The 22,401-nt window shown below is 49.9% G+C and carries 18 protein-coding genes; 14 read left to right on the forward strand and 4 right to left on the reverse strand.

The window, feature by feature from the left end; all coding sequences use genetic code 11:
- Positions 1-42: 42 nt before the first annotated feature.
- The 4 genes from FPE01S_RS16470 to FPE01S_RS16485 are packed head-to-tail and all read right to left on the reverse strand — an operon-like array spanning position 43 to position 2,793.
- The gene (locus FPE01S_RS16470; RefSeq protein ID WP_046370150.1) at positions 43-996 is read right to left on the reverse strand and encodes a hypothetical protein; all 954 of its coding nucleotides are present in this window, start codon (positions 994-996) and stop codon (positions 43-45) included.
- A gap of 8 nt (positions 997-1,004) precedes the next feature.
- Positions 1,005-1,568, reverse strand: a complete 564-nt coding sequence (locus tag FPE01S_RS16475; RefSeq protein ID WP_157474069.1) for an RNA polymerase sigma factor — start codon at positions 1,566-1,568, stop codon at positions 1,005-1,007.
- Positions 1,569-1,586: 18 nt separating this feature from the next.
- Positions 1,587-2,171: an RdgB/HAM1 family non-canonical purine NTP pyrophosphatase gene (rdgB, locus tag FPE01S_RS16480; protein ID WP_046370151.1), complete on the reverse strand. Its 585-nt coding sequence runs from the start codon at positions 2,169-2,171 to the stop codon at positions 1,587-1,589.
- A gap of 10 nt (positions 2,172-2,181) precedes the next feature.
- Positions 2,182-2,793, reverse strand: a complete 612-nt coding sequence (locus FPE01S_RS16485; protein ID WP_046370152.1) for a hypothetical protein — start codon at positions 2,791-2,793, stop codon at positions 2,182-2,184.
- 110 nt (positions 2,794-2,903) lie between these two features.
- On the opposite strand from FPE01S_RS16485, the gene FPE01S_RS16490 reads away from it, so the two are divergent.
- From FPE01S_RS16490 to FPE01S_RS25535, 14 genes are all read left to right on the forward strand, one after another.
- The gene (locus FPE01S_RS16490; RefSeq protein ID WP_046370668.1) at positions 2,904-3,968 is read left to right on the forward strand and encodes a branched-chain amino acid aminotransferase; all 1,065 of its coding nucleotides are present in this window, start codon (positions 2,904-2,906) and stop codon (positions 3,966-3,968) included.
- 63 nt (positions 3,969-4,031) lie between these two features.
- A complete protein-coding gene (gene rpsL / locus FPE01S_RS16495) occupies positions 4,032-4,433 on the forward strand; it encodes a 30S ribosomal protein S12 (protein ID WP_046370153.1) in 402 nt (133 codons plus the stop codon).
- 18 nt (positions 4,434-4,451) lie between these two features.
- Positions 4,452-4,919: a 30S ribosomal protein S7 gene (gene rpsG / locus FPE01S_RS16500; protein ID WP_046370154.1), complete on the forward strand. Its 468-nt coding sequence runs from the start codon at positions 4,452-4,454 to the stop codon at positions 4,917-4,919.
- 426 nt (positions 4,920-5,345) lie between these two features.
- Positions 5,346-6,230, forward strand: a complete 885-nt coding sequence (locus tag FPE01S_RS16505) for a sugar phosphate isomerase/epimerase family protein (RefSeq protein WP_046370155.1) — start codon at positions 5,346-5,348, stop codon at positions 6,228-6,230.
- 328 nt (positions 6,231-6,558) lie between these two features.
- A complete protein-coding gene (locus tag FPE01S_RS16510; protein ID WP_046370156.1) occupies positions 6,559-6,918 on the forward strand; it encodes a hypothetical protein in 360 nt (119 codons plus the stop codon).
- A 556-nt stretch (positions 6,919-7,474) separates the two neighbouring features.
- A complete protein-coding gene (locus FPE01S_RS16520) occupies positions 7,475-8,002 on the forward strand; it encodes a hypothetical protein (protein ID WP_046370158.1) in 528 nt (175 codons plus the stop codon).
- 73 nt (positions 8,003-8,075) lie between these two features.
- Positions 8,076-8,672: an HI_0983 family protein gene (locus FPE01S_RS16525; RefSeq protein WP_046370159.1), complete on the forward strand. Its 597-nt coding sequence runs from the start codon at positions 8,076-8,078 to the stop codon at positions 8,670-8,672.
- A gap of 67 nt (positions 8,673-8,739) precedes the next feature.
- Positions 8,740-9,828 carry a DUF695 domain-containing protein gene (locus tag FPE01S_RS16530; RefSeq protein WP_046370160.1) on the forward strand — a complete coding sequence of 363 codons (1,089 nt, stop codon included), beginning with the start codon at positions 8,740-8,742 and terminating at the stop codon, positions 9,826-9,828.
- 5 nt (positions 9,829-9,833) lie between these two features.
- On the forward strand, positions 9,834-10,520 hold the full coding sequence (locus FPE01S_RS16535; protein WP_046370161.1) for a hypothetical protein: 687 nt from the start codon (positions 9,834-9,836) through the stop codon (positions 10,518-10,520).
- Positions 10,521-10,602: 82 nt separating this feature from the next.
- Positions 10,603-11,214 (forward strand): RNA polymerase sigma factor, encoded by a 612-nt coding sequence (locus FPE01S_RS16540; protein WP_046370162.1) that lies wholly within the window; start codon positions 10,603-10,605, stop codon positions 11,212-11,214.
- A gap of 56 nt (positions 11,215-11,270) precedes the next feature.
- Positions 11,271-12,344, forward strand: a complete 1,074-nt coding sequence (locus FPE01S_RS16545) for a FecR family protein (RefSeq protein ID WP_046370163.1) — start codon at positions 11,271-11,273, stop codon at positions 12,342-12,344.
- Between the two features lie 26 nt (positions 12,345-12,370).
- Positions 12,371-15,772 (forward strand): TonB-dependent receptor, encoded by a 3,402-nt coding sequence (locus FPE01S_RS16550; RefSeq protein WP_046370164.1) that lies wholly within the window; start codon positions 12,371-12,373, stop codon positions 15,770-15,772.
- Positions 15,773-15,798: 26 nt separating this feature from the next.
- Positions 15,799-17,358 carry a RagB/SusD family nutrient uptake outer membrane protein gene (locus FPE01S_RS16555; protein ID WP_169749184.1) on the forward strand — a complete coding sequence of 520 codons (1,560 nt, stop codon included), beginning with the start codon at positions 15,799-15,801 and terminating at the stop codon, positions 17,356-17,358.
- A 23-nt stretch (positions 17,359-17,381) separates the two neighbouring features.
- A complete protein-coding gene (locus tag FPE01S_RS25535) occupies positions 17,382-22,400 on the forward strand; it encodes a glycoside hydrolase family 2 TIM barrel-domain containing protein (RefSeq protein WP_174446983.1) in 5,019 nt (1,672 codons plus the stop codon).
- Position 22,401: the final 1 nt, after the last annotated feature.

Below are 22,401 nucleotides of genomic sequence, written 5' to 3' on the forward strand. Positions count from 1 at the left end.
AGGTTTCACGCAAAATTAAATGATATAGGTACTGGCAGTCCGCTACTGCTCTGCCTGCAGCAGCTCGTGATACAACATAATATCAAAGAAGTTCTGAGGATCGGGCACGAACGGCACGCGGGTCATCCTGTCTTCCAGCAGCTGGAGTAATTTGCGGCGTTTTCCGTTGGGATCCGGCTGATCGGCCTGTCCGGTCAGCTGGTAGTACAGTGGCGCAAATTTGGAGGATAGCCTGACGGTTTGGCCGGCTTCGTTCGTGATGCTGATATAGCGGGGATCTTTCTGTTGTACGGGCAGTTCCTGCTGCGGAGAATTGCGCATAGTAGATGTTGTTGCCCGCAGGTCGTCTGCTGATATGCTGTTGGAAGTGCTGGCAGGAGCGTGCCTGTCCAGCCTAGGCGGCCTCGCTGTTTTCAGCGGCTTGGTATATTTATCGGGATCAGAAGTTTTTGAAGTAACAGAAGAGTTGAGTGCTTCGAGCTCATCCTTTGCAGAAGTGGGCGTTGGCGTTGCAGGAGTTACCGTGGGCGGAACAGTGGATGCTTTGGCCGGCGCTGTGATCGCGGTGCCCAGGTCCTGTTCGGGCCTGCCTTCGGGGTTGCGGTTCAGTACCCAGACCAGCAGGGCAATCACCGCTGCTACGGCGCTGTAGCGGAAAAGGTAAGGGTACAGGGGCCTGATTGGCACCACCATCGCTTTTTTCGGATGTTGTGTTTCCGGCAATGATTGGTCAGTACTGGTGCTGTCGCTGAAAACAGGTACTGCGTCTGGTGTTACGGTATACGTATAAGTGTTTTCGGAGATGGAAGGAGCGGCGAGTGCGCCGGCAATGGCTGACCATGCAGCAGGAGGGGGAGTGGCCTCCATTGGCAACAGGCGGTCGCGCAGTTGCTGCTCAGCCCGGTCTTCCCGCAGGGTTGCGGCGATGGCTTCCCATGCCCCTTGGGGAGGTGGTGTTTCCCACTGTTGGATTCTATCGCTCAGGCGGTCTGGCATGATTGCCTCTATTTTCTTTTTTCTCCTAAATATTCCGCCACTTTTTTCTGTAGCAGCGATTTCGCTCGCGCCAGCTGTGATTTGCTGGTGCCTTCACTGATATGTAACATGTCGCCGATCTCCTTGTGGGAGTAACCTTCGATGACATATAAGTTGAACACAGCCCGGTAACCCGGAGATAATTCCTGCACCAGTTGCACAATATCCCTTTCTGCCAACTGATCCAGAACCGACACGGAGGGGTCTTCGATGCGTACCTCTTCGTTTTCGGTAATGCTGTTCAAATGTACCTTTCTACGGTAATGTTCAATGGAGGTATTGACGAAAACGCGTCGCAGCCAGCCTTCAAAGGAGCCTTCGTTCCGAAACTTGTCCAGGTTCCGGAATACTTTGATAAATCCTTCCTGTAACAGGTCCTGCGCGTCATCGTTATTGCCGGAATACCGCAGGCAGACAGCATACATTTTTCCGGCATAACGCTGGTATAATGCCTCCTGCATCCGGGCATCGCCGGCAATACTTCCTTTGACTAAGTCGGTATCGCTGATATTTTGGTTGGCTGATTGCTGCACTTTTTTTCGGTTCCCTGTTTATTTTCCGATCTGTTGGAATAAGAATGCTACCAATTGATCCGTTGCTTTCCTCCTGTGGCTGAAGGCTTTTTTTCCTTCCATCGTCATTTCCCCGAAAGTCTCTAAGGCACCATCCGGCTGAAAGACAGGATCATAGCCGAAACCACCGTTCCCACGGGGTGCTTCGGTTATCGTTCCTTCACAAATGCCTTCAAAAATATGCTCCTGTCCGGCTAAAATTAAGGAAATGACTGTTCTGAACCGGGCTTTGCGATCAGATTTCCCCTTCATTTCCTGCAGCAGGCGGTTGATGTTGGCCTTTGGATCAGATGGTTCACCGGCATAGCGGGCGGATCGGACGCCGGGTTCACCATTCAGTACGGCTACTTCCAGTCCGGTGTCTTCGCTGAAGCAGTCTTTTCCGGTAAGCCGGTGGATGGTGGTCGATTTCTCCGTGGCATTTCCCTCCAGGGTGTCATGTGGTTCAGGTATATCGATCAGGATGCCGCCCTCTTTCAGAGAAATGGCATGGAAGGAAGGAGGTAGTATGTTTTGTATTTCAGCAACCTTATTGGGGTTGTTGGTGGCAAAGATCAGCTCCATTTGAGTGGTATTATATTCCCAGGATTTGTTTCAGGCTTTCCCACAATTGCTTTTTAAGCGGACGGGATGCTTCCCCCTGCTGGTAGAAGGCTTCCAGGGCGGGTGCTCCAAGCTGTATAGCACCGGCAGGCTTTACTGGAGCGAAGGATTGAGCCGCCTTCCATCCGGTCATTGCAGACAGAACGTTTGCGGGTAGTCCGAATGCAATGATCTGCCGGGGTTGCAGCTGGTCTGTTACAGTGGCCAGCGAAAAGCCGGCTGTGGCAGTATTGACAATGGCTATGTCGGCTGCGTGAAGCTGGCAGGCATTGAGTACGTTGCCCAGGAAAGTAAAGGCCTCGTCCGGCAGGTAGGGTATCCCCGGATAATGCACCAGAACGGTGAAGTTGCGCTGGTTCTTGCCGAGAAAGTTGACCGGTCCGGCTGGTGCAGCGGCCCGTTGTACCGTAGGAGATGCGGGTACCGCAGCCGGCGCTTCGGGAACGGTGGAGACAGTACCGGCGGTATTTGCCGGCAGGCTAGTTGGCGGTGGTGCTCCCTGCGTAGTATCGTCCAGTACCAGCACATGCTTGTACAGGGCCTGCAGGAGGTCATTATTGAGCTGAATCTGGTTCAATTCCATGAAAAGCAGTTAAGGGCAAAAAAAAGCTAACAATTGTTAGTGAAAAATGGATGGACCGTTTGGCAGCCCGTTTTTTTCGTTGTTTCTTTGCAGCCACAAATGTACCGAATATGATTGCAGCTTTTGACATCCCGGTGCGCAAAGTCGAGCGGACCAGGCTGAATGACACGCCCTTGGAAAACATCCCTTTCGGCAAATATTTTACTGACCACATGCTGGTGGCAGATTACGAAGGTGGTGAATGGAAAAATGTGGAAATTATGCCCTACCAGCCCCTTCAGCTGGATCCCTCCCTTGCCGCCCTGCATTATGGACAGGCTATTTTCGAAGGAATCAAAGCCTATCGCGATGCGGAAGGGAATGCTTTTGTGTTCCGCCCATATGACAACTACGCGCGGTTCAATAAATCTGCTGCCCGGATGAATATGCCGCAGGTACCGGAGGAGATCTTCATGGAAGGCATGCGCAAGCTGATCGCGCTGGATAAGAACTGGATCCCGAACATGAAGGAACATGCGCTGTATATCCGGCCGTTTATGTTCTCAACAGACCAGATGCTGGGTGTTCGTCCCAGTGAAACCTATAAGTTCCTGATCATCCTGAGTCCTACCGGCCCCTACTATGCAGCTCCGATGAAAATCCTCGTGGAGGAGAACTATACGCGCGCTGCTCCGGGCGGTGTGGGATTTTCGAAAAATGCCGGCAATTACGGCGGGAGCATGCTGGCTGCTACGGAAGCCCGCAAACAGGGTTACGACCAGGTATTGTGGACGGATGCGGTAGAGCACAAATGGCTGCAGGAAGTGGGTATGATGAATGTGTTCTTCATTATTGACGGGGTGGCGGTGACGCCCTCGCTGGATGAGGGAACTATCCTGGCCGGGGTGACGCGTGACAGTGTGATCACGGTGCTCGGTGAAATGGGGATCCGGGTGGAAGAACGCAGGATCCATATTGAGGAGTTGCTTCATGCGTACGAAAAGGGTCAGTTGACGGAAGCCTTCGGAACCGGTACGGCAGCGGTGATCGCGCCGATCAAAGAATTGAAATACAAGGAGTTTGCGCTGGATATGAACCTGGAAAAGACGCCGGTTCAGAATGAAGTGCGGGAAAGACTCGCAGCAATCCGGGAAGGCCGGGCAGTTGACAGCCACGAATGGATGTGGCGGATTTAGAATTTTATTTTGTTTTTTACGGAAGGCAAACTACCTTTGCCGTCCCAAATAAATAAGGTTAGAATGCCTACAATACAGCAATTAGTAAGAAAAGGAAGAGAAATCATCCGGGCAAAGAGTAAGTCCAGGGCGCTGGATGCGTGCCCGCAGCGTCGCGGTGTTTGTACCCGCGTGTACACCACTACCCCCAAGAAACCGAACTCCGCACTTCGTAAAGTGGCAAAAGTTCGTTTGACCAACAAAGTAGAGGTGATCGCTTATATCCCGGGTGAGGGCCATAACCTGCAGGAGCACTCCATCGTGCTGATCCGCGGGGGAAGGGTGAAGGATCTTCCGGGTGTTCGTTACCATATTGTTCGGGGCAGCCTTGATACCGCTGGTGTGAAGGACAGGAAGCAAAGCCGTTCTAAATACGGAACTAAGAAAGAAAAAGCAGGTGCAGCCAAGCCAGCTGGTAAAAAATAATTCTAAATCTCTTTTTCCATGAGGAAAACACAACCCAAGAAATTACCGTTGGCTCCTGATGCCCGGTTTAATGATACCCTGGTTACCCGTTTCGTGAATAACATCATGTGGGAGGGTAAAAAAAGTGTTGCATACGAAATCTTCTATGACGCTATTGACAAGGTGGCAAAAACTACCAATGACAATGGTTATGAAGTTTGGAAGCGTGCATTGCAGAATGTTACCCCAGCTGTAGAAGTACGCAGCCGCCGTATCGGTGGTGCTACTTTCCAGATTCCTGCAGAGGTTCGTCCGGACAGGAAGATCTCTCTCAGCATCAAATGGCTGATCCGCTACAGCCGCGACCGAAACGGCCGCAGCATGGCAGACAAGCTGGCGAATGAAATCGTAGCAGCTGCTAAGGGCGAAGGTGGTGCTTTCAAGAAGAAAGAAGATACGCATCGTATGGCTGAAGCCAACAAAGCGTTCTCTCACTTCCGTATCTAACCGAAGTCGATTCTACTTATTTATAGGAACCGCCCGAGTAATCGGGCGGTTTTGTTATGGAAAAGGGCGCTGAGTAGCTTTCACGCAATGTTTTTTCACGCAAGGGCGCAAGCGCCCCGCTAAGGAGCAAAGGGGCGCAAGTTGGTTTTCACACAGAGACCGCAGGGGGGCTGTGGCGCTTGGAAGAAGGGGTGGTGGTTACGAAGGTGCTGTGTGTTGATGGAGCAGTATTCCCCTGCCTACGATATAGCTTCTGCCAACGGTTCGCTTCGGCAGGCAATACCTGTAGCACTCAAACCATAGATCCGTATTTCCCGTTTGTTTTGGTGTGCTCGTCCTTCGGGAACCTAACTTCTAAACCTTTAAACTTCCAAACTTCTAAACAGTCAAACTTTCCTACCTTCCAATCCTAAAATTTTTTACCTGATGACAACTCGCAGATCATTCCTCAGGAACAGTGCACTGGTAGGCTCAGCCGCCCTGCTGCTTCCTGACCTGTTGCTGGCCAATAAGAAAAATGCAGCCGTTGGTATACAGTTGTATACGCTCCGGGACCTGGTGTCGAAGGATGGCGCGAAACCCGTACTCGATCAGATCGCAGCAGCGGGTTACAAGAAAGTTGAATTGTATGGATATGGCGATGGCAAGTTCTTCGGAATGCCAGTCAGTGAATTCGCCGCATATCTTCATGGCAAGGGGCTGGTTAGTCCCAGCGGCCACTACGCACCGGCAAAATGGCTCGCGGGTAACGGGGATGAGGGACGCGAGGAGCTGGATAGCCAGATCCAGGCCTGTCTGACCATGAAGCACGAATTCTTTACCATACCCTGGCTCAACCAGGAACTGCGCAACGACCTCGATGGTTACAAACGCCTGGTGGGAAGGATCAATTCTGCTGCAGAAATCGTGAAGAAGGCTGGACTGAAACTTGCTTACCATAACCACGATTTCGAGTTTAAATCATATGATGGTGTAACCGGTTATGATATCATGACCAAAGAATGTGATCCGAATCTCGTACAGTGGGAACTGGATCTGTACTGGGTAGTCTTTGCCGGACTGGATCCTGTTGCACTGATCGAAAAACTGAAAGGTCGGGCTCCGATGTGGCATGTTAAGGATATGGACAAAGTAAACCGCAGCCAGAACACAGAAGTGGGTAATGGCAGTGTTGATTTTAAACGCATTTTCAGCGCGGCAAAAACGGCGGGACTGAAACACTTCTTTGTGGAGCAGGAGAACAACTATGTGCCCGATCCGATCGGCAGCATCAACAGCAGCATCAAATACATCAAGGCCAACCTGGTGTAAACTGTATTATACTTTTGATAGCCGGCATTCTTCAGGATGCCGGCTTTTTTTATAGAATTTCAGAGAGCCCTATTGTACAGTTGCCGCGATTTCTCTATCATTATGCCGCGGACAAATATTAACCTGTCCGCTATAAACCTTATCACATGTTTAAAGCTCCATTCTCCTTTGACGGAAGAATCCGTCGCCTCGAGTATGGTATCCTGGTCTCTGGCTGCTTTTTGCCGACAGCCAATACGGTACGAATCAATACGGGTTGCATCCGAAGATGCCTGACTACCAGGTCAACGATGATGATGGCATTTCCAAAGCTTAAAACTCGTTAGTCATGGATCATAAGGATGATACGCAGTTGGCCATCGACCACCTGCACGAACGGGTCAGGGGTATGCTCGGTTCCGGCATTTCAGTTGAAAAGATAATACAGTTGCTAACTGAAGAAGGCGTGGAACCCTATTATGCAAAAACTATAATCGAGAATTTGCAAGCTGATGCTGCCGACAGAAAGAGCTTTCGGAATTCCCTGATCATGGGAGGTGTGTTTTTACTCAGCGGGCTCCTCATGACTTATATGTCCTACGCCTATGCCGCCAACTTCGTGGGAGGCACCTACCTGGTTCTATGGGGCTTAATGGTTCTGGGCATATCTACGATCATCAGAGGTTTTATTTTATACAGGAGGAAATGAGGTGGCAACGATGGATAACCGTTTTGATGCTCTTATCAGCAATTGTTACTGCGAGCCAGTGTAAAGAGAAGACAGCTTGTTTTCCAGGGAAGCCGGTTTCAAAAGTTTTGTTATTGGTGGGCGATACTGCTATCCTGGATAGTGCTTATTTTTTAGGGGATACCATCAGGTGCAATCGGATTTTTGGCGGGGTCAGTTTTGTTACTGCGGAAGGTAAAATACTTCACCGGCCACTTGTAGAGAAGTGGCTTTCTGCTGATGAGCAAAGCGCGCTATCTGACCTGTTATCGCCAACTTCACCGGGTGATGTTTTATATGCCAACGACTGCGCACCAGTCTTCCGGCATGTGTTGCAATTTTATGGTAGTGGCAATGAACTGATCGGGCAAATGCATATCTGCTTTGGATGCAGACAGGTCAGTTTCATACCAGAATCAGGTTGCCTGGAAGGATTCTTCCATTGTTTGATGAGGCAAAACTTTAAGGGAGGAGAACACAACTTCCCTTGTACAGGTGTGGAGAATGCGCTACATTGCTTACAGAACCTTATTTGCCCATGCTATATCATTCCAGGGAGGTCCACCGCGAAAGCAGGTTAGCATACTTGCTGGTTACGATCAGTGCCGGCCTCCTGATCTGGGGATTCCTGCTTACGGATCAGACTTTCATGGCAACCCGGACCAAGTTACTGTTACTTGCGGCAGGGGCTGTTCCGGGCGTGTTTCTTTTCTACCGGATCTGGAAGGGCAGGCAGGGCATCTACACTGTTTTTTTCTATGGTATGCTCACTGGTGCTGCAGTTTCCTTCCCGGGAGTAATGATTGCGAATTACTACTGGAGAGATCCGGCATTTGAGCAGGTCAGCCTACCGGTATTGGAGACGGGCAATAAATCAAAAAGGAAAAGAGCGTGCCGCACGCCATACGCAGTGGTGAACTATGCCGGCGTGAACAAACGGATATTCTTTCCCTGTTCCTATGAGCAATCGATTCACCATTTCTCTGTTGTTCAACTGGAGATTCAGGAAGGCCTGTTGGGGTTCCCTGTTTTCTTCAGAAGTATATTGATCGCACCGAATAAATAGTATCTTTCAGTTATACCTTTTGAGGAACTGCCGTCGTGCCCTGGAATATTCATCACTCCCTTAAACCCGCACGATGTCCATCATTTTTTTCCTGTTGACAGCAATGCTTTCCCTTGGTCATTTTTCTGTTGCGCCTGTTGAGCCGGTTGAACGCCTTGGCGTAAAGGGCCCGCTCAGTTTCAATGGCAATTCATTTCAGTTGGCGTGGACGAGCAAGCCATCGGCCACTTATTATATCCAGGAGTATCTGCCCAAAGGCGAATCAGCAGATCGGTTCAACCAGATGATGTCTATCTTTCTGCTGGCAGAAAATGTTTCGGTGAAAGATGCCGTGCAGCAGAAAACATCTGAACTAACAGCACGGAAACAAACCGATCCGACCTGTAATTTTCAGGTAAGCGAAAGTCCCGACAAGAAGGAATATCTGCTTGATTTCCTGATGGGGGCGAAATCCCAGGGCGCAGCCGAAATACAGGAGTTCAATATTTACCGCTACCGCATGGTCGACCTGGGCAATGGAAAACAGGGGCTATTATTATATGCGTATTCGAAAAGGGCCTATGGTGATGCGATCAATCCATTTCTGAAGAGTCTTAAGGAGGAAAGAAAAAAAATGTTGAATGAAATGGTTTCGTCGAAACTTCCCGTGATAAAACTATCAGGATCCTGACGGGAATTGTCCCGCTTTATCTATCTTTCCGGGAACAGTTCCGGCTGTACAAAACCTTATACTACACATGCTGAAAAATCTCAGGGGCCTGTTCGGTCCTAAACTTCCTGCAATTCGTACTTATGATGATTTCTGGGTCTGGTTTGCGAAAAACGAGCAGCCGTTCCGCGAATCCGTGACCACCGGAACAGCAATTGAAAAGGTGTTTTTTCGCAAGCTGGCGCCCGCACTCGATCAGCTTAACGAAGGGTTTCATTTTCTGACGGGGATGTCTGATGAAAATACCGTTGAACTGATCATTACGGCGGACGGTGAGATTGGTAATTTTGTATTTGTCGAAGAACTGGTTGCAGCTGCTCCTGCAATAGCGGGATGGAAATTCACTGCACATAAACCGGCAACCGAAGCATTCAACCTGGAAATGTCGGGTTATACTTTCAGCACGGATAATATGCATTTTGTTGCTCAGCAACATGAGCAATATCCCGATAAGATCGATATCACCATCATTCACGAGGACTATAACGAATCCAATGTTACGGAGATTACCAGGGGGGTGTACATCTTCCTGGACAATTATCTCGGCGAACTGGAATTCGCAATGAGTATCGACTGGCTCGAAGTAGCAGGGCCGTCAGCAAGCGGAGAAAAGATCCCCCTGGAGAAATTGAAGGATTACCTGACCTGGCGGGAAAAAGAGTTCATGGAAAAGTATGATAGCGTGAGAAGGGATACAGACAATGATAACTATACGTTGATGCAAGGGCAACTGGATAATGGAAAATTGCTGATTGCTGCCATCAACAGGGATCTGTTGGACTGGGATGCAAAAGCATCGCATCCCTGGGCGCTTACTGTGATGATATCTTATTTTAGCACAGCAAGGAACGGCATGCCTGGTGACGATACATTAGCGGAACTGAATGATATTGAAGAATCAATTTCAGCATTGCTGAAAGACGCCGATGGTTACCTTAATATCGGCAGGCAAACGGCCAGGAACGTACGTGAGATTTATTTTGCCTGCAAGGAATTCAGGAAGCCGGCAAAGGTTATAACAGGAAAGCAAAAAGAACTGGCTGGCCGTTATAAAATGACGTTTAGCATACGAAAAGACAAATACTGGGAATTTGTAGAACATTATCACCTCAAATAATCTCTATGGGGTTGTTTAATTTCTTTAAGAAGAATGCCTCACCGCAACCGGAAGGGATAATGTTGCCCGACCGGCCCTATGCGGATGAATCGCTTAACCTCCTCTATAACCTCCTGTTTTGTGATGTACCGGAATTATTTCGCCTGAACACAGGCACACCGGAAAGCTATCCCGTTACCATAATATTTGCAGAACAGTCCGGCGCGGAAGATCTGAAAAATGTAGCAAATGATCCGGCTGTCGATTCCAGGTACAGGATTCTGGCCTGCAATCGCCTGCGGTTGCAGGGAAGTGCAGCACCGAATAAAGCATTGCTGGGAGTGATTGTTGAAGTTGGGCTTGACCAGGGGCTTGATGTGCTGGCATCTTTTGCTGACGGTACTGCGCGGTATATCAACCAATCGGGCAAGATGGTGATCTGGGAGGCTAAGGGTGACCAGGCTGCCAATGCGCTGAGACAAGATCTGTTTGACAAAAGCCGGGTAGTGATTGAACAGATCGGGCCATGGGAACAACCCAGGCGTCCCCATCCTGCCGCAGGTACCGCCAGGATCACTTTCCTGGTATCCGATGGATTGTATTTTGGCGAAGCGCCCATTAATACCCTGTTCGGGGATCCATTGGCAGCACCGGCACTGGACTGCGCTACGAGGTTAATGCAGTTTCTGGCGACACGGGCATCAGCTCAATAATTTCCGTATCCGGCTAGTTTCTCCTTAAATTAGCGGACCGCCGGATACAGGCTCGCCTGACCGGCTGGTTCCGGCTTTGAGGATGAGCGCAAACACCGACACCCAAACGACTGCTTCTTACCAGCAACACTGGCAGGCTTTCCGCATGCACAACGAGCAAAGCCTGTACTGGTTATATCATGCCGAATATGACCGGTTCTATCGTTTCGGCCTTTTGTCTTCCCCCGATGCCCACCTGGTAAAATCTGCCATCAATACTGTCTTTATCGACCTGTGGGGCCGCCGTACAACGCTTCCTGAAGTGGAGAATGTACGCGGATACCTGTTCATCTGCTTTAAACGCCAGCTGTTTCATGCCATTCGCCGTGAAAAGGATCTAACCGTTGAGCTTCCGGCCAATCCGCCGGTTATCCTTACAGAATCATCCTACGAAGATGCACTGATCGGCCATGAGCTGGATAATATACGGCGTGAGCAGATCCGGAAGGCGCTCGACAACCTGACAGAGCGGCAACGCATGTTTATTCGGATGCGTTTTTTTGAAGAACTGGAATACGAAGACATTGCGGAGCAGTCCAACACTTCCGTGCGCACGGTATACAATACCATTCACAATGCCATCAGCCGTTTGCGGGAAGAGCTTGGGGATGTGCCGTTTGTGCTCGCCTGGCTGACCATTCTGAAAAAGTTTTAAATATTTACCGTTTTTTCTGGTAAAAAATTTCAACCTCCTCCACTTTACTATAGAACATGGCCGATCAACGTGATTATAGCATAGAAGAGTTATTGCTGGACGATTCATTTGTCCACTACTGCCTGGATTCGGACGAAGCAGCCGTTGCGCACTGGGAACAATTGCTGGCGGCAGATCCGGCCCAACAGTCCAAAGCAGCCGTTGCCCGGAGAATGTTGTTTGCGCTGGGTATCCGGCTGACGAAAGAGCAGAAATCGGTCGAATTTGCCAAACTGCGGGCAGCCGTGGAAGCAATTGCAGCAAACGAGTTGCAACAGAACGGACTTCCGCTCCCGGATTCATCGATGCCCCCGTTAACTCCGGTTCGCCGGTTGCCGCTGCTGCGCTGGATGACTGTTGCCGCTGCTGCCTGTTTGCTCCTGTTTGCCGGCTATCAGTGGCACAAATGGCAGAGCAGGACCGATGAAAACAATGCAGTGCTTGCTTTCGAAAAATATGTGACCGGCAACGGTGAACGCCGGCATATTGAGCTTGCCGATGGCTCGGCAGTAGTGCTCAATTCAAACAGTGAATTGCGCATACCGCTGAACTATAATCGCGCTGACCGCCAGTTGCAGCTGGAAGGGGAGGCAATGTTCGAAGTGGCCAAAGACGCGACGAGGCCCTTCGTGGTAAACAATAATGCACTCACCGTCAAAGCTCTGGGAACCGTGTTCAAAGTACGCGCCTACAACTTCGAACCATTTATCCGGACGGCACTACTTGAAGGCCGTGTGCAGTTGGATGATCAGCAACAGCAACATGAGCCGGCGATTTTGTCGCCGGGGCAATGGGTAAGTGTAGACCGTACCAGCAGAAAACAATCGTCCGGCACCTTTGCAGTAGAGGATGAATTCCAGTGGCTCAATGGCCAGCTGACCTTCCGTGATGCATCGCTCGGCGAGATTGCCGAAAAACTGCAATACTGGTTTGGTATGGAAGTCATCATCCGGGCAAAACCAACACGGCCTATTCATTTCAATGGTGAATTTGTAAACCGCCAGCTGGATGAAGTGCTGAAAGCAATTGCCTATGTAAACAACTTACGTTATTCGATCAACGACAAACAGGTAACGATCCTGGACAAATAGAATTTAGAAATCATTAATGCTGCTATATGAGAAGACTGCAACCCGCAACCGGGTGGCGTTATAGCCTCCTTTTGCCCCTGATGGCCATCTGCCTGCTGAAAAATGCGCCGGTACAGGCACAGGCAACACCGCCATCCACTTCACAGGAAAACAATGCTGCCAAAAAAATTACCCTTGGTTTTGACAATGCCGATATCCTTACGGTATTTAACAGGATCAGTGAAAAAACACGGTTGAAATTTACCTACAACAATGATGATCTCGACCGTTCCAAAAAAGTAACCCTCGACAAAAAAGAGCGGACTGTCAGTGAATTGCTGAGCCAGGTCGGATTACAGTCAGGTCTCGATTTCAGGGTGGACAAAGACAATATCCTGGTGAAGCCGGTTGCTGTGAAAACTTCGGAATCCGTTGCAGGAGGAGAAAGCATTCGTGGTACCGTTCGCACGACCAACGGAGACCCGCTTCCAGGAGCTACAGTAAAGCTACGCAATGCTGCCAACGGAATGGCTACTGATGAAAGCGGCAAATTCCAGCTGAAGGATCTGCCTGCAAGTGCTGTTCTGGAGATTTCCCTGGTGGGATATGACCCGGTTATTGAGCCGCTGAACGGACGCAGCCAGCTGGATGTAGTGCTGATGCCCACGAGCCGGCAGATGGAACAGGTGGTGGTGATCGGTTATGGTACACAACGTAAAAAAGATGTGATCGGTGCCGTTTCTTCCGTTAATACAAAGAATATGGAGAAACTGACCGGCGCCAATGTTGCGGGTATGTTACAGGGCCAGGTTGCCGGTGTGAATGCGGCACCGGGCTCAGGAGATCCGGGTGCGGCACCGGTAGTGCTGGTGCGCGGACTTTCCACTATTAATAATAATGAACCGCTGTATGTGATCGACGGCATTCCCGGAGATATCAATGCCATCAACCCTGCCGATATCCAGTCCATCGATGTATTGAAGGATGCCTCTGCCGCGACCATTTACGGATCGCGTGCTTCCAATGGTGTGATCATGGTGACGACCAGACGCGGGCGTTCCGGTAAGATCCTCATTGGCATCAATACGTATTATGGCGTCAGCCAGCTGGCGAAAAAACTGCCCCTTACCAACCGGGTGCAATACAATTCAATATTGAAACAGGTAGCTGCCAACGATGGTTCGGATCCACTGGACTATGTAATGTCCGACACCTATGAGGATGATAACGGCCAAATCCTGCCCTATCCTGACAACGACTGGCAATCGGAATTTTTCCGCACAGCGCCTGAGAACAAGATTGACGTTTCTGTTTCCGGTGGCACAAAAGATATGCGGATGAATGTTTCTTTTGGTCGCTATGCCCAGGACGGTATTGCGATTGAAACCAGTTTTGAACGTTATAACCTGCAGGTGAACTCCGATCTCACCAAAGGGAAATTCAAGTTCGGTGAATCTTTTACGTTCTCCAAAACAAACCGCCGGCTGTTGCAGGGATCTAATGAAAGCAGGAGCAACGGGCAGAACGCAGGCTATCCGCTTATTTACGAAATGCTCAACAGGGTACCCCATCATAAACTTTATGATCCTGAAAATGACGGAGGGTATGGTGCCAGGATCGGCAGTCAGATGACAGATGCCGTGAATCCGGTGGGCTACCAGAACCTGGTTACCAGTCGTGATCAGCCCAACTATTTTATCGGCAATGTGTATGGCGAATACCAGATCCTGAAGCCACTGAGTTTTAAACTCCAGTATGGTTTCAATTCAGCAGATGGTTATTCCTATACACATATTCCTACCTATTATATGGGAGCAAAAGTGCAGAATCCTACTGCCCAGTTGTACGAGTTCCGCGATCGCCGTTTCAGGGATGTGGTCAATGCTGTTTTCACCTTTAATAAAATACTGAATGACGTTCACAGTATTAATGCGGTTGGCGGCTATTCACAGGAAAATGAGAAATATAAAAGCCTTTCCGGAAGTGATAACAATCTTCCTTCCAATGATCTTGGTTCACTGGATGGTGGAATCGGAGACAAAGGATCGGGTGGAGCTTTGTTGGAAAGTTCGCTTCGTTCCTGGTTCGCCCGCTTGAACTATTCCTACGATGGTAAATACCTCTTCGGTGCCACTGTTCGCCGTGATGGATCTTCCCGCTTTTCGGATGACAACAAATACGGCACTTTCTATTCTGTATCCGGCGCATGGCGTGTGAGTGATGAAAAATTCTTCAAAGACAATATCGGATCCGTCAGCGAACTTAAGCTGCGCGGCAGTTACGGTATCCTTGGCAACCAGGGCATCCCTGACTACCTGTACCTGCCACCGACAGTTACCACAGGAGGTCCGGTCGTTAACTATCCTTTCGGAGCCGGATTACGCCAGGCGGTGGCTGTCGGAGCGATCGTGACGAAGGCATCCTCGCCGGATATTCGATGGGAGCAGTCGGCCACCTTCAATGCCGGCTTTGATCTCTCCGTACTTAATGAACGATTGTTACTGATCGTGGATTATTTCCGGACGAAAACCACAGACATGCTGGTGAAAATACCGCTGCCACCAAGTACGGGCCTGCTTGAGAATCCCATCATGAATGCCGGTGAGATGCAGAACCAGGGTGTTGATATTGCCGTTACTTACCGTAAATACCAGGGCGACCTGAAATTTGACATTACCGCCAATGTTTCCATGAGCCGCAACAAGATCCTGAAGCTTGGTTTCGCAGACGAGGCGTTCGAGGATGGTTATATGGACTATAACAATTTCCCGACAACCCGCACAGAAGTAGGAGGCGAAATCGGAAGGTTTTACCTTTTTCAGACAGCAGGCGTAATCAAAACTGAAAAAGAACTGGAAGACGTTAAGGTGCTTCAGCCAAATGCACAGCTGGGCGATATCCGCTTCGTGGACATCAATAAAGATGGTGAACTGAATGATGACGACAGGACCTATATGGGCAGCGGGCTTCCCAGAGTGGAATATGGACTAACCACCAATTTCTCCTATCAACATTTCGACCTCAATATCTTCTTCCAGGGGACTCAGGGCAACCATATGTATAACGGCGCGAAACGCCTGATGTATCAGAACAACATATTCAACAAATCGACTGACTTGCTCAATGCCTGGACGACCGCTAATTCCGGCAGCAATATACCGCGCGTCACCGAGATCGATGCGAACTTAAATATGGGCCGGCCATCCGATCTATTTTTGGAAAAAGGTTCGTACCTGAGATTGAAGAGCATGCAGCTTGGATATCGGTTCAATGTAAAAGGATTCAATGTCCTCCGGGCCTATGTAGGTGCAACGAACCTGTTCACCATAACCAATTATTCCGGCTATGACCCCGGCGTAGTAAACTATTCGTCCTTTGCAAGGGGTGTCGATCGCGGACTCTACCCGTTGTCACGCAGCTTCTTTGCCGGACTGAATGTTGAGTTTTAATCCTTCTAATGATTCAATCAATTGCCATGAATAAAAATATTATATACGGTGCCGCACTCTCTATATTGGTAGCCGCAGGAACGGGTTGTTCAAAAGACTTCCTGGAACAAGAAAATCAGAATGAATTGTCGGGTGCCTCTTTCTGGAAAACAAAGGAGCAGGCTTTACAGGCGATCACTGCAACCTATGCAGCCTTGCAGGCAGCGGATGGGTCAAAATGGACCTGGTTTGAAGAGACCTATGTTGCTTCGGAATACAAGACCGATGAAATGATCAACAACAAGGCCGAGGGTTATGGGAAACGGCTGCAGACTTTCACCTATTCCACCGACGAAAGTAGCTTCACCAACCTGTGGCACATGTGCTTTGCGGGGATCAACCGCGCCAACCAGTGCATTGAAAATATCCCTAATGTTTCTTCCAATGCGCAGACCGGATTGTCAGATGAAGAAAAAGCTTCGCTGATTGCTGAAGCAAAGTTTCTGAGAGCACATTTTTACCTGTTGTTGCAAAGTTATTTCACCAATATTCCACTTATTACTGCGACTGTTAAGAACAATGCAGAATATTATCCGGCTCCCGCGACAGAAGCAGACATCTGGGCGCAAATCGAGGCAGATCTGAAAGATGGTGTTGCCCATCTTCCGGAGGAATACCTTTCGCCGGAGGAACTAGGTCGCGTTACCCGGTATACTGCACAGGCATATCTCGGAAAGACTTATTTATTCCAGGAAAAGTTTACGGAAGCCAGCGCTGCCTTCCAGGAAGTGATCAGCAGTGGCAAATACCATTTGCTGCCGAAGTATGAAGACAATTTTAATGGCCTGTCCGAAAACGGTCCGGAGTCATTGTTCGAGATCCAGTTTTCAGCAGACAGGACCAACGACAACGACGAACGTACGCCGATGGCGTGGGAAGTAAGTTCCTATGCCCTGAATGGCTGGGAGCTCTTTTATCCATCCGACTGGTTGGCTACAGAATTGAAAACAGACAAACGCACAGACGGCGGATACAGTGACCGTGTGTACGGTACCATGTTCTTTGATGATCCGCTGTCAGTGGCACCGGTAGTGGATCAGCCCGACGTATACCGCACCTATGCTGAAGTAAAGGACGATCTGAACCACCCGGTCTTCTTTAAGAAATATACCACACCCACTGATCTCGCCGACAACCATAACTACACCGGTATCAACATCAATCTCATGCGTTACGCTGATGTCCTGCTGATGCAGGCGGAGTCGCTCAATGAAAGCGGCCTGACGGAAGACGCCCTGGCACTCGTAAATGAAGTGCGGGAAAGATCCAAGGCTGCCCCGCTGGGTCAGATGAGCAAGGATGCGCTGCGGCTACAGATCAGGCATCATGAGCGCCCCTGCGAACTCGCCATGGAATACAGCATCCGCTGGTCGGACCTGTATCGCTGGAGCAGGGGCAAAGTGGCGCCGGAAAAGATCAAGGCGGTGATGACCGGTCACCAGCAGGAATTTGCCAATAACTTCATTGATGGCAAGCATGATATCTACCCGGTGCCCCTGTCGGAGATCAGTAAAAATCCCAATAGCCGCCAGGCTCAGAACTGGTAATTGTATAAGCGGGACGAATGACAATGTGTACAAGAATGTGGCGCCGGCTGCTGTTTATGACGCTGGTGGTTACGGGGCGCTGTGCGGTAGCACAACAGGTGAATGACTGGGAGAATCCTCAACGTGTTTCTTTCAATACGGTAGCGCCCCATGCATGGTTTGAGCCTTACCGTGATGAACAGCGTTGTATGACCGAAGCGCCATCAACAGCCATAATTTCCCTGGATGGCTCCTGGAAATTTCACTGGGTGAAAACTGTGGCGGAGCGGCCGCAGGATTTCTTCCGGGAGGGATTTGACGCCGGCCGCTGGGCTGACATCCGTGTACCTGCAAACTGGCAGACGGAAGGGTACGATCGATACATATTTACCGATGTTGAATATCCGATCAAGCCGGATCCCCCCTTTGTGCCAAAGGACTTCAATCCCGTAGGTTCCTATCTGCGCGACTTTGAACTCCCGGCAAACTGGAAGGGAGACAAGATCTATCTCCGTTTCGGGGCGGTTAATTCATTCTTTTACTGTTGGGTGAATGGCCGGTATGCCGGGTTCAGTAAAGACAGTAAAACGCCCGCAGAATTTGAGGTTTCAGCGTTGCTGAAGAAAGGAAAGAACCGCGTTGCGGTACAGGTGTTTCGTTTCAGCGATGGCACTTACCTCGAAGGGCAGGATATGTGGAAGTTGAGTGGCATCGAAAGATCGGTCACGCTTACCCGCCGGCCGCAGTACCATATCCGCGATTTCTTTGTGAAAGCTGGTCTGGATGATCAGTACCACGATGGCGGGTTATCCGTTGCCGTAGCCTGGGAGGGAAAGCGGCCGGCGAAAGGGCATCAGCTGGAATTGCGATTGCTCGACCGGGGAGCTAGCCCCGGCGTCCTTTACCAGGCAAAAATTCAGGTGGATAACGGGGATTCGGTGCAGGTAAAAAAAGTAATCCCGCGTGTACATCCCTGGAATGCGGAGCAGCCTGTTCTGTATGACCTGTTATTGATGCATCGTGATGCAAACGGGAAACTAATAGAAGTAATCCGGCAGCCTATAGGTTTTCGGCGGGTGGAAGTGAAGAACGGGTTGTTCCTTGTTAATGGCAGGGCAATCAAGATCAAAGGCGTGAACCGGCATGAACACGATATGCTGAAGGGGAAGGTGATCACCACAGAAAGCATGGTCAATGATATCCGGATCATGAAGCAGTTTAACATCAACGCAGTGCGCAACAGTCATTATCCCAACAGGGAAGAATGGTATGCATTGTGTGACCGCTATGGCATTTATGTGATCGATGAGGCCAATATCGAATGCGATGGTATGGATTTTCATCCGGCCAAAACGTTGTCGGACAAACCTGACTGGCTGGCAGCATATCTAAACCGCACCCAGCGCATGGTAGAAAGGGATAAGAACTTCACCTGCATCATTACCTGGTCGCTGGGCAATGAGAGCCGGTTCGGGCAAAATTTTGAAGCGACCTACTGGTGGACCAAAGCACGTGACAATACCCGGCCGGTGCAATATGAGGAAGCGAGGACCAATCCCTTTACGGATATTTTTTGCCCGATGTATAAATCGGTGAATGTGATGCAGGAATATGTGAAGGAATGGCGTGACCGGCCACTGATCCAATGCGAGTATGCGCATATGATGGGCAACAGTGGTGGTAACCTGAAAGACGACTGGGACCTGATTTACCGCTATCCGCAACTGCAGGGCGGTTTCATATGGGATTTCTCGGATCAGGCTTTCCGCAAAAAAGATGAGAAGGGGAGGCCCTTTTGGGCCTATGGCAGTGATATGGGAACTGTCGGTGCGACGAGTGATACCAGTTTTTGTGCTGATGGTCTTTTCCAGGCAGACCGGCAGCCACATCCCCAGGCATTTGAGCTGAAGAAAGTGTACCAGAATATTTCATTTGAAGCCCTACCGCTTTCAGCGGCTGTACGCATCAGCAACCGTTTTGCCTTTCGCACACTTACAGGAATTAACATACGCTGGTCGGTAAAATCTTCCGGTAAAACTATAGCCGGCGGATTGTTGCCGCAAGTCAACATCGGGGCAGGCCGCGATACGGTTGTTCACCTGGAATTGCCTGAGAACAGGTTGCTGGTTAAGGGCGAATCATACCTGCTGCTACAAGCCTTTACCGCTGCTGCTGATGCGCTGGTGCCTGCAGGTCACCTGCTGGCCTGGGAGCAGTTTGAACTGGACGGAACAGCGCAACGGCAGGATGGTATAGCGGTGCGCCAGGTGAACACACAACCACTGGCATTGCTGGATACCGCCACCGGATATTATATCGGCAACAGCAAGATAAAACTGGGTTGGGACAAGCACAGCGGATGGCTTAACGAGATAGATTATGGCAATGGGAATATTCTTGCAGCTGCCGTTCTGCCTGATTTCTGGCGGGCCGCTACCGATAATGATATCGGTAACAGTTTGCAGATACGCAGCGCGATTTGGCAACATGCCGGTGAAACCGCAAAACTGGTTCAATGGACACTTATCCGGGAGCAGGAGTCAGTTACCGGTGTTACGACCCGGCATTTCCTGCCAGCAGCAAATGCTTTTTATACGACAGTATACAGGATATCAGGTGATGGTGGTGTGACGATCAGCGTGGATATGCAGGTACTTGGAAACAACCTGCCGGAACTACCGCGATTTGGTCTTTGTTTTAAAATCAGACGATCACTGCAAACTACCACCTGGTTCGGTCGCGGCCCCTTTGATAATTACAGCGACCGCAAAGCCGCCGCTGCCATTGATCAGTATTCGATGCCGGCAGATTCACTTTTCCATCCCTATCCAAGGGCGCAGGAGTCCGGATACCGCACTGATGTGTTGCGGATGAGCATGACAGATAGTAACGGAAATGGGCTGCAATTTTCCGGCGATCCTGCTTTTTCCTTCGGAATACTTCCATTCGACAGGAAAAAAATCGACTTTGACCGAACGCGCAATATTCATGGATCAACGATCGATCACGATAATTATCACCAGGTAAATATTGACCTCAAACAAATGGGCGTTGGCGGCGACAACAGCTGGGGAGCAAAGACGCATGCTGAATACTGCCTGCCTTATGGGAATTACCGCTTCCGTTTCAATATCCGGTCAGCCAGTGAGCTAACCCATTCGAAAGAGTATACCAATGTGCTCGACCTCCGTTACAAGGTCTCTGACGCAAAGGCAATCGAAACAACAGTATTCAGCGACCTGGGTGCATGGCATGCCTATGCTTTACCTGCTTCAGGTACAGACCATGGGTCTTTTATCGGCCCCCTTGTGATGGACATGCAGGGTGAATGGCTGGCCAACACGCTGGGGAAAATCACCATTCGGGAAAAGGGGGAGCTACTTGCTCCGGATACCAGTCGCACCCTGGTACAATATCAGCCCGGAAGATTGTTACAGCATTTGCAATATACCGGCTTGCAGGTTGATCTGACACTTGTATTTGTCAATGATCGGCAGGCGATGATCAGCGCAGCAATCACCAACACGGGGAAGCAGGATCGTCTCCTGGAAATTGGATGGATAGGAGATGTACTGAATAAAACTTGCCGACTTTATGCAGAAAACAACAGCATCCTGACACGGTTTTCCGGATCAGCTAATTTGTTCCGGATTGACCTGCCGGATGACGCAACTTTTAAAATCAAAACTGAATCAGGCGGGTATTCTGCTGCTGCCGGTGAAATCCGGATACCTGCCGGAGACAGGTATGAAACCTGGCAATTGCAGTCTTTTTTTCCCGACAGTTCAACCAGCGGTCAGTATGGTCGAACTACAGCTCCCTGGCTGGTATTACAGCAACAGGAGCAGCGGTGGGATACTTACCTTTATAATTATTTCGGTGCCTGTTCTGCTCAGCAATTCAATGCGGCAGAAAAGCGGCTTGCAGTAAAAGCTGTCATTACACTGATGACCAACTGGCGGTCTGCTTCGAAGGACCTGCGTCACGCCGGAACTTTTCCATCAGCATCTTACCAGGGTTTTTATGGCTTCTGGAGCTGGGACAGCTGGAAACATGCTGCGGCGCTCGCCAGTATTGATACCGCGCTGGCGAAAGAGAATCTCCGTTGTATGTTCAGTTACCAGGACAGTGCGGGCATGGTTCCGGATTGTATTTATGCAGATAAGACAGAGAACAACTGGCGCAACACAAAGGCACCGCTGGCTGCCTGGGCGGTACTGGAGATCTTCCGGGTAACTGCAGATACGGCATTGTTGCGGGAATTTTATCCTTCACTCGTAAAATATCACCAATGGTGGTATCTGAATCGTGATCATGACCGCAACGGTCTCTGTGAATTTGGCTCTACCGATGGCACCCGCATTGCAGCTGCATGGGAAAGTGGTATGGACAATGCTATTCGTTTCGACAGTGCTGTTATGCTGAAGAATCACGAAGGAGCATGGTCGCTTAACCAGGAGTCTGTTGATCTGAATACCTTTTTGTATCGCGAAAAGCTGTACCTCGCCGAAATCGCTGTGGTATTGGGTAGAAATGAAATAGCCGGCGAATGGCGTAAGGACGCCAATGATTTGAAACAACTGATCAACAGTCAGTTTTACGATCGGAAATCCGGATATTATTATGACCGGAAAATTCCGGGCGACCGGCTTATCAGCATTCCGGGGCCGGAGGGTTGGTTACCGCTTTGGGCAGAAATAGCATCGCCTGATCAGGCTAAGGCAGTTTGCAGCAAACTTATTGACGAGCGTTATTTCAATACCTGGGTGCCCTTGCCAACACTGAATGTTTCGCACGCCGCATTTGATCCATTGAACGGCTACTGGCGTGGGCCGGTCTGGCTCGACCAGGTGTATTTTGCCGTCACCGGCTTGCGCCGCGCGGGTTTCACCCATGCAGCTAACGCAATGGAACAAAAAGTTTTGCAGCATGCAGCAGGCATGTCTGATAATGCGCCCCTTTATGAAAACTATCATCCGTTATCCGGTAAAGGGCTGAATGCTGTTAACTTTAGCTGGTCCGCCGCCATGATATTACTATTATTAAAAGAACGCACACCCTGAT

The sequence above is a fragment of the Flavihumibacter petaseus NBRC 106054 genome (genome assembly GCF_000974785.1).
Classification (GTDB): domain Bacteria; phylum Bacteroidota; class Bacteroidia; order Chitinophagales; family Chitinophagaceae; genus Flavihumibacter; species Flavihumibacter petaseus.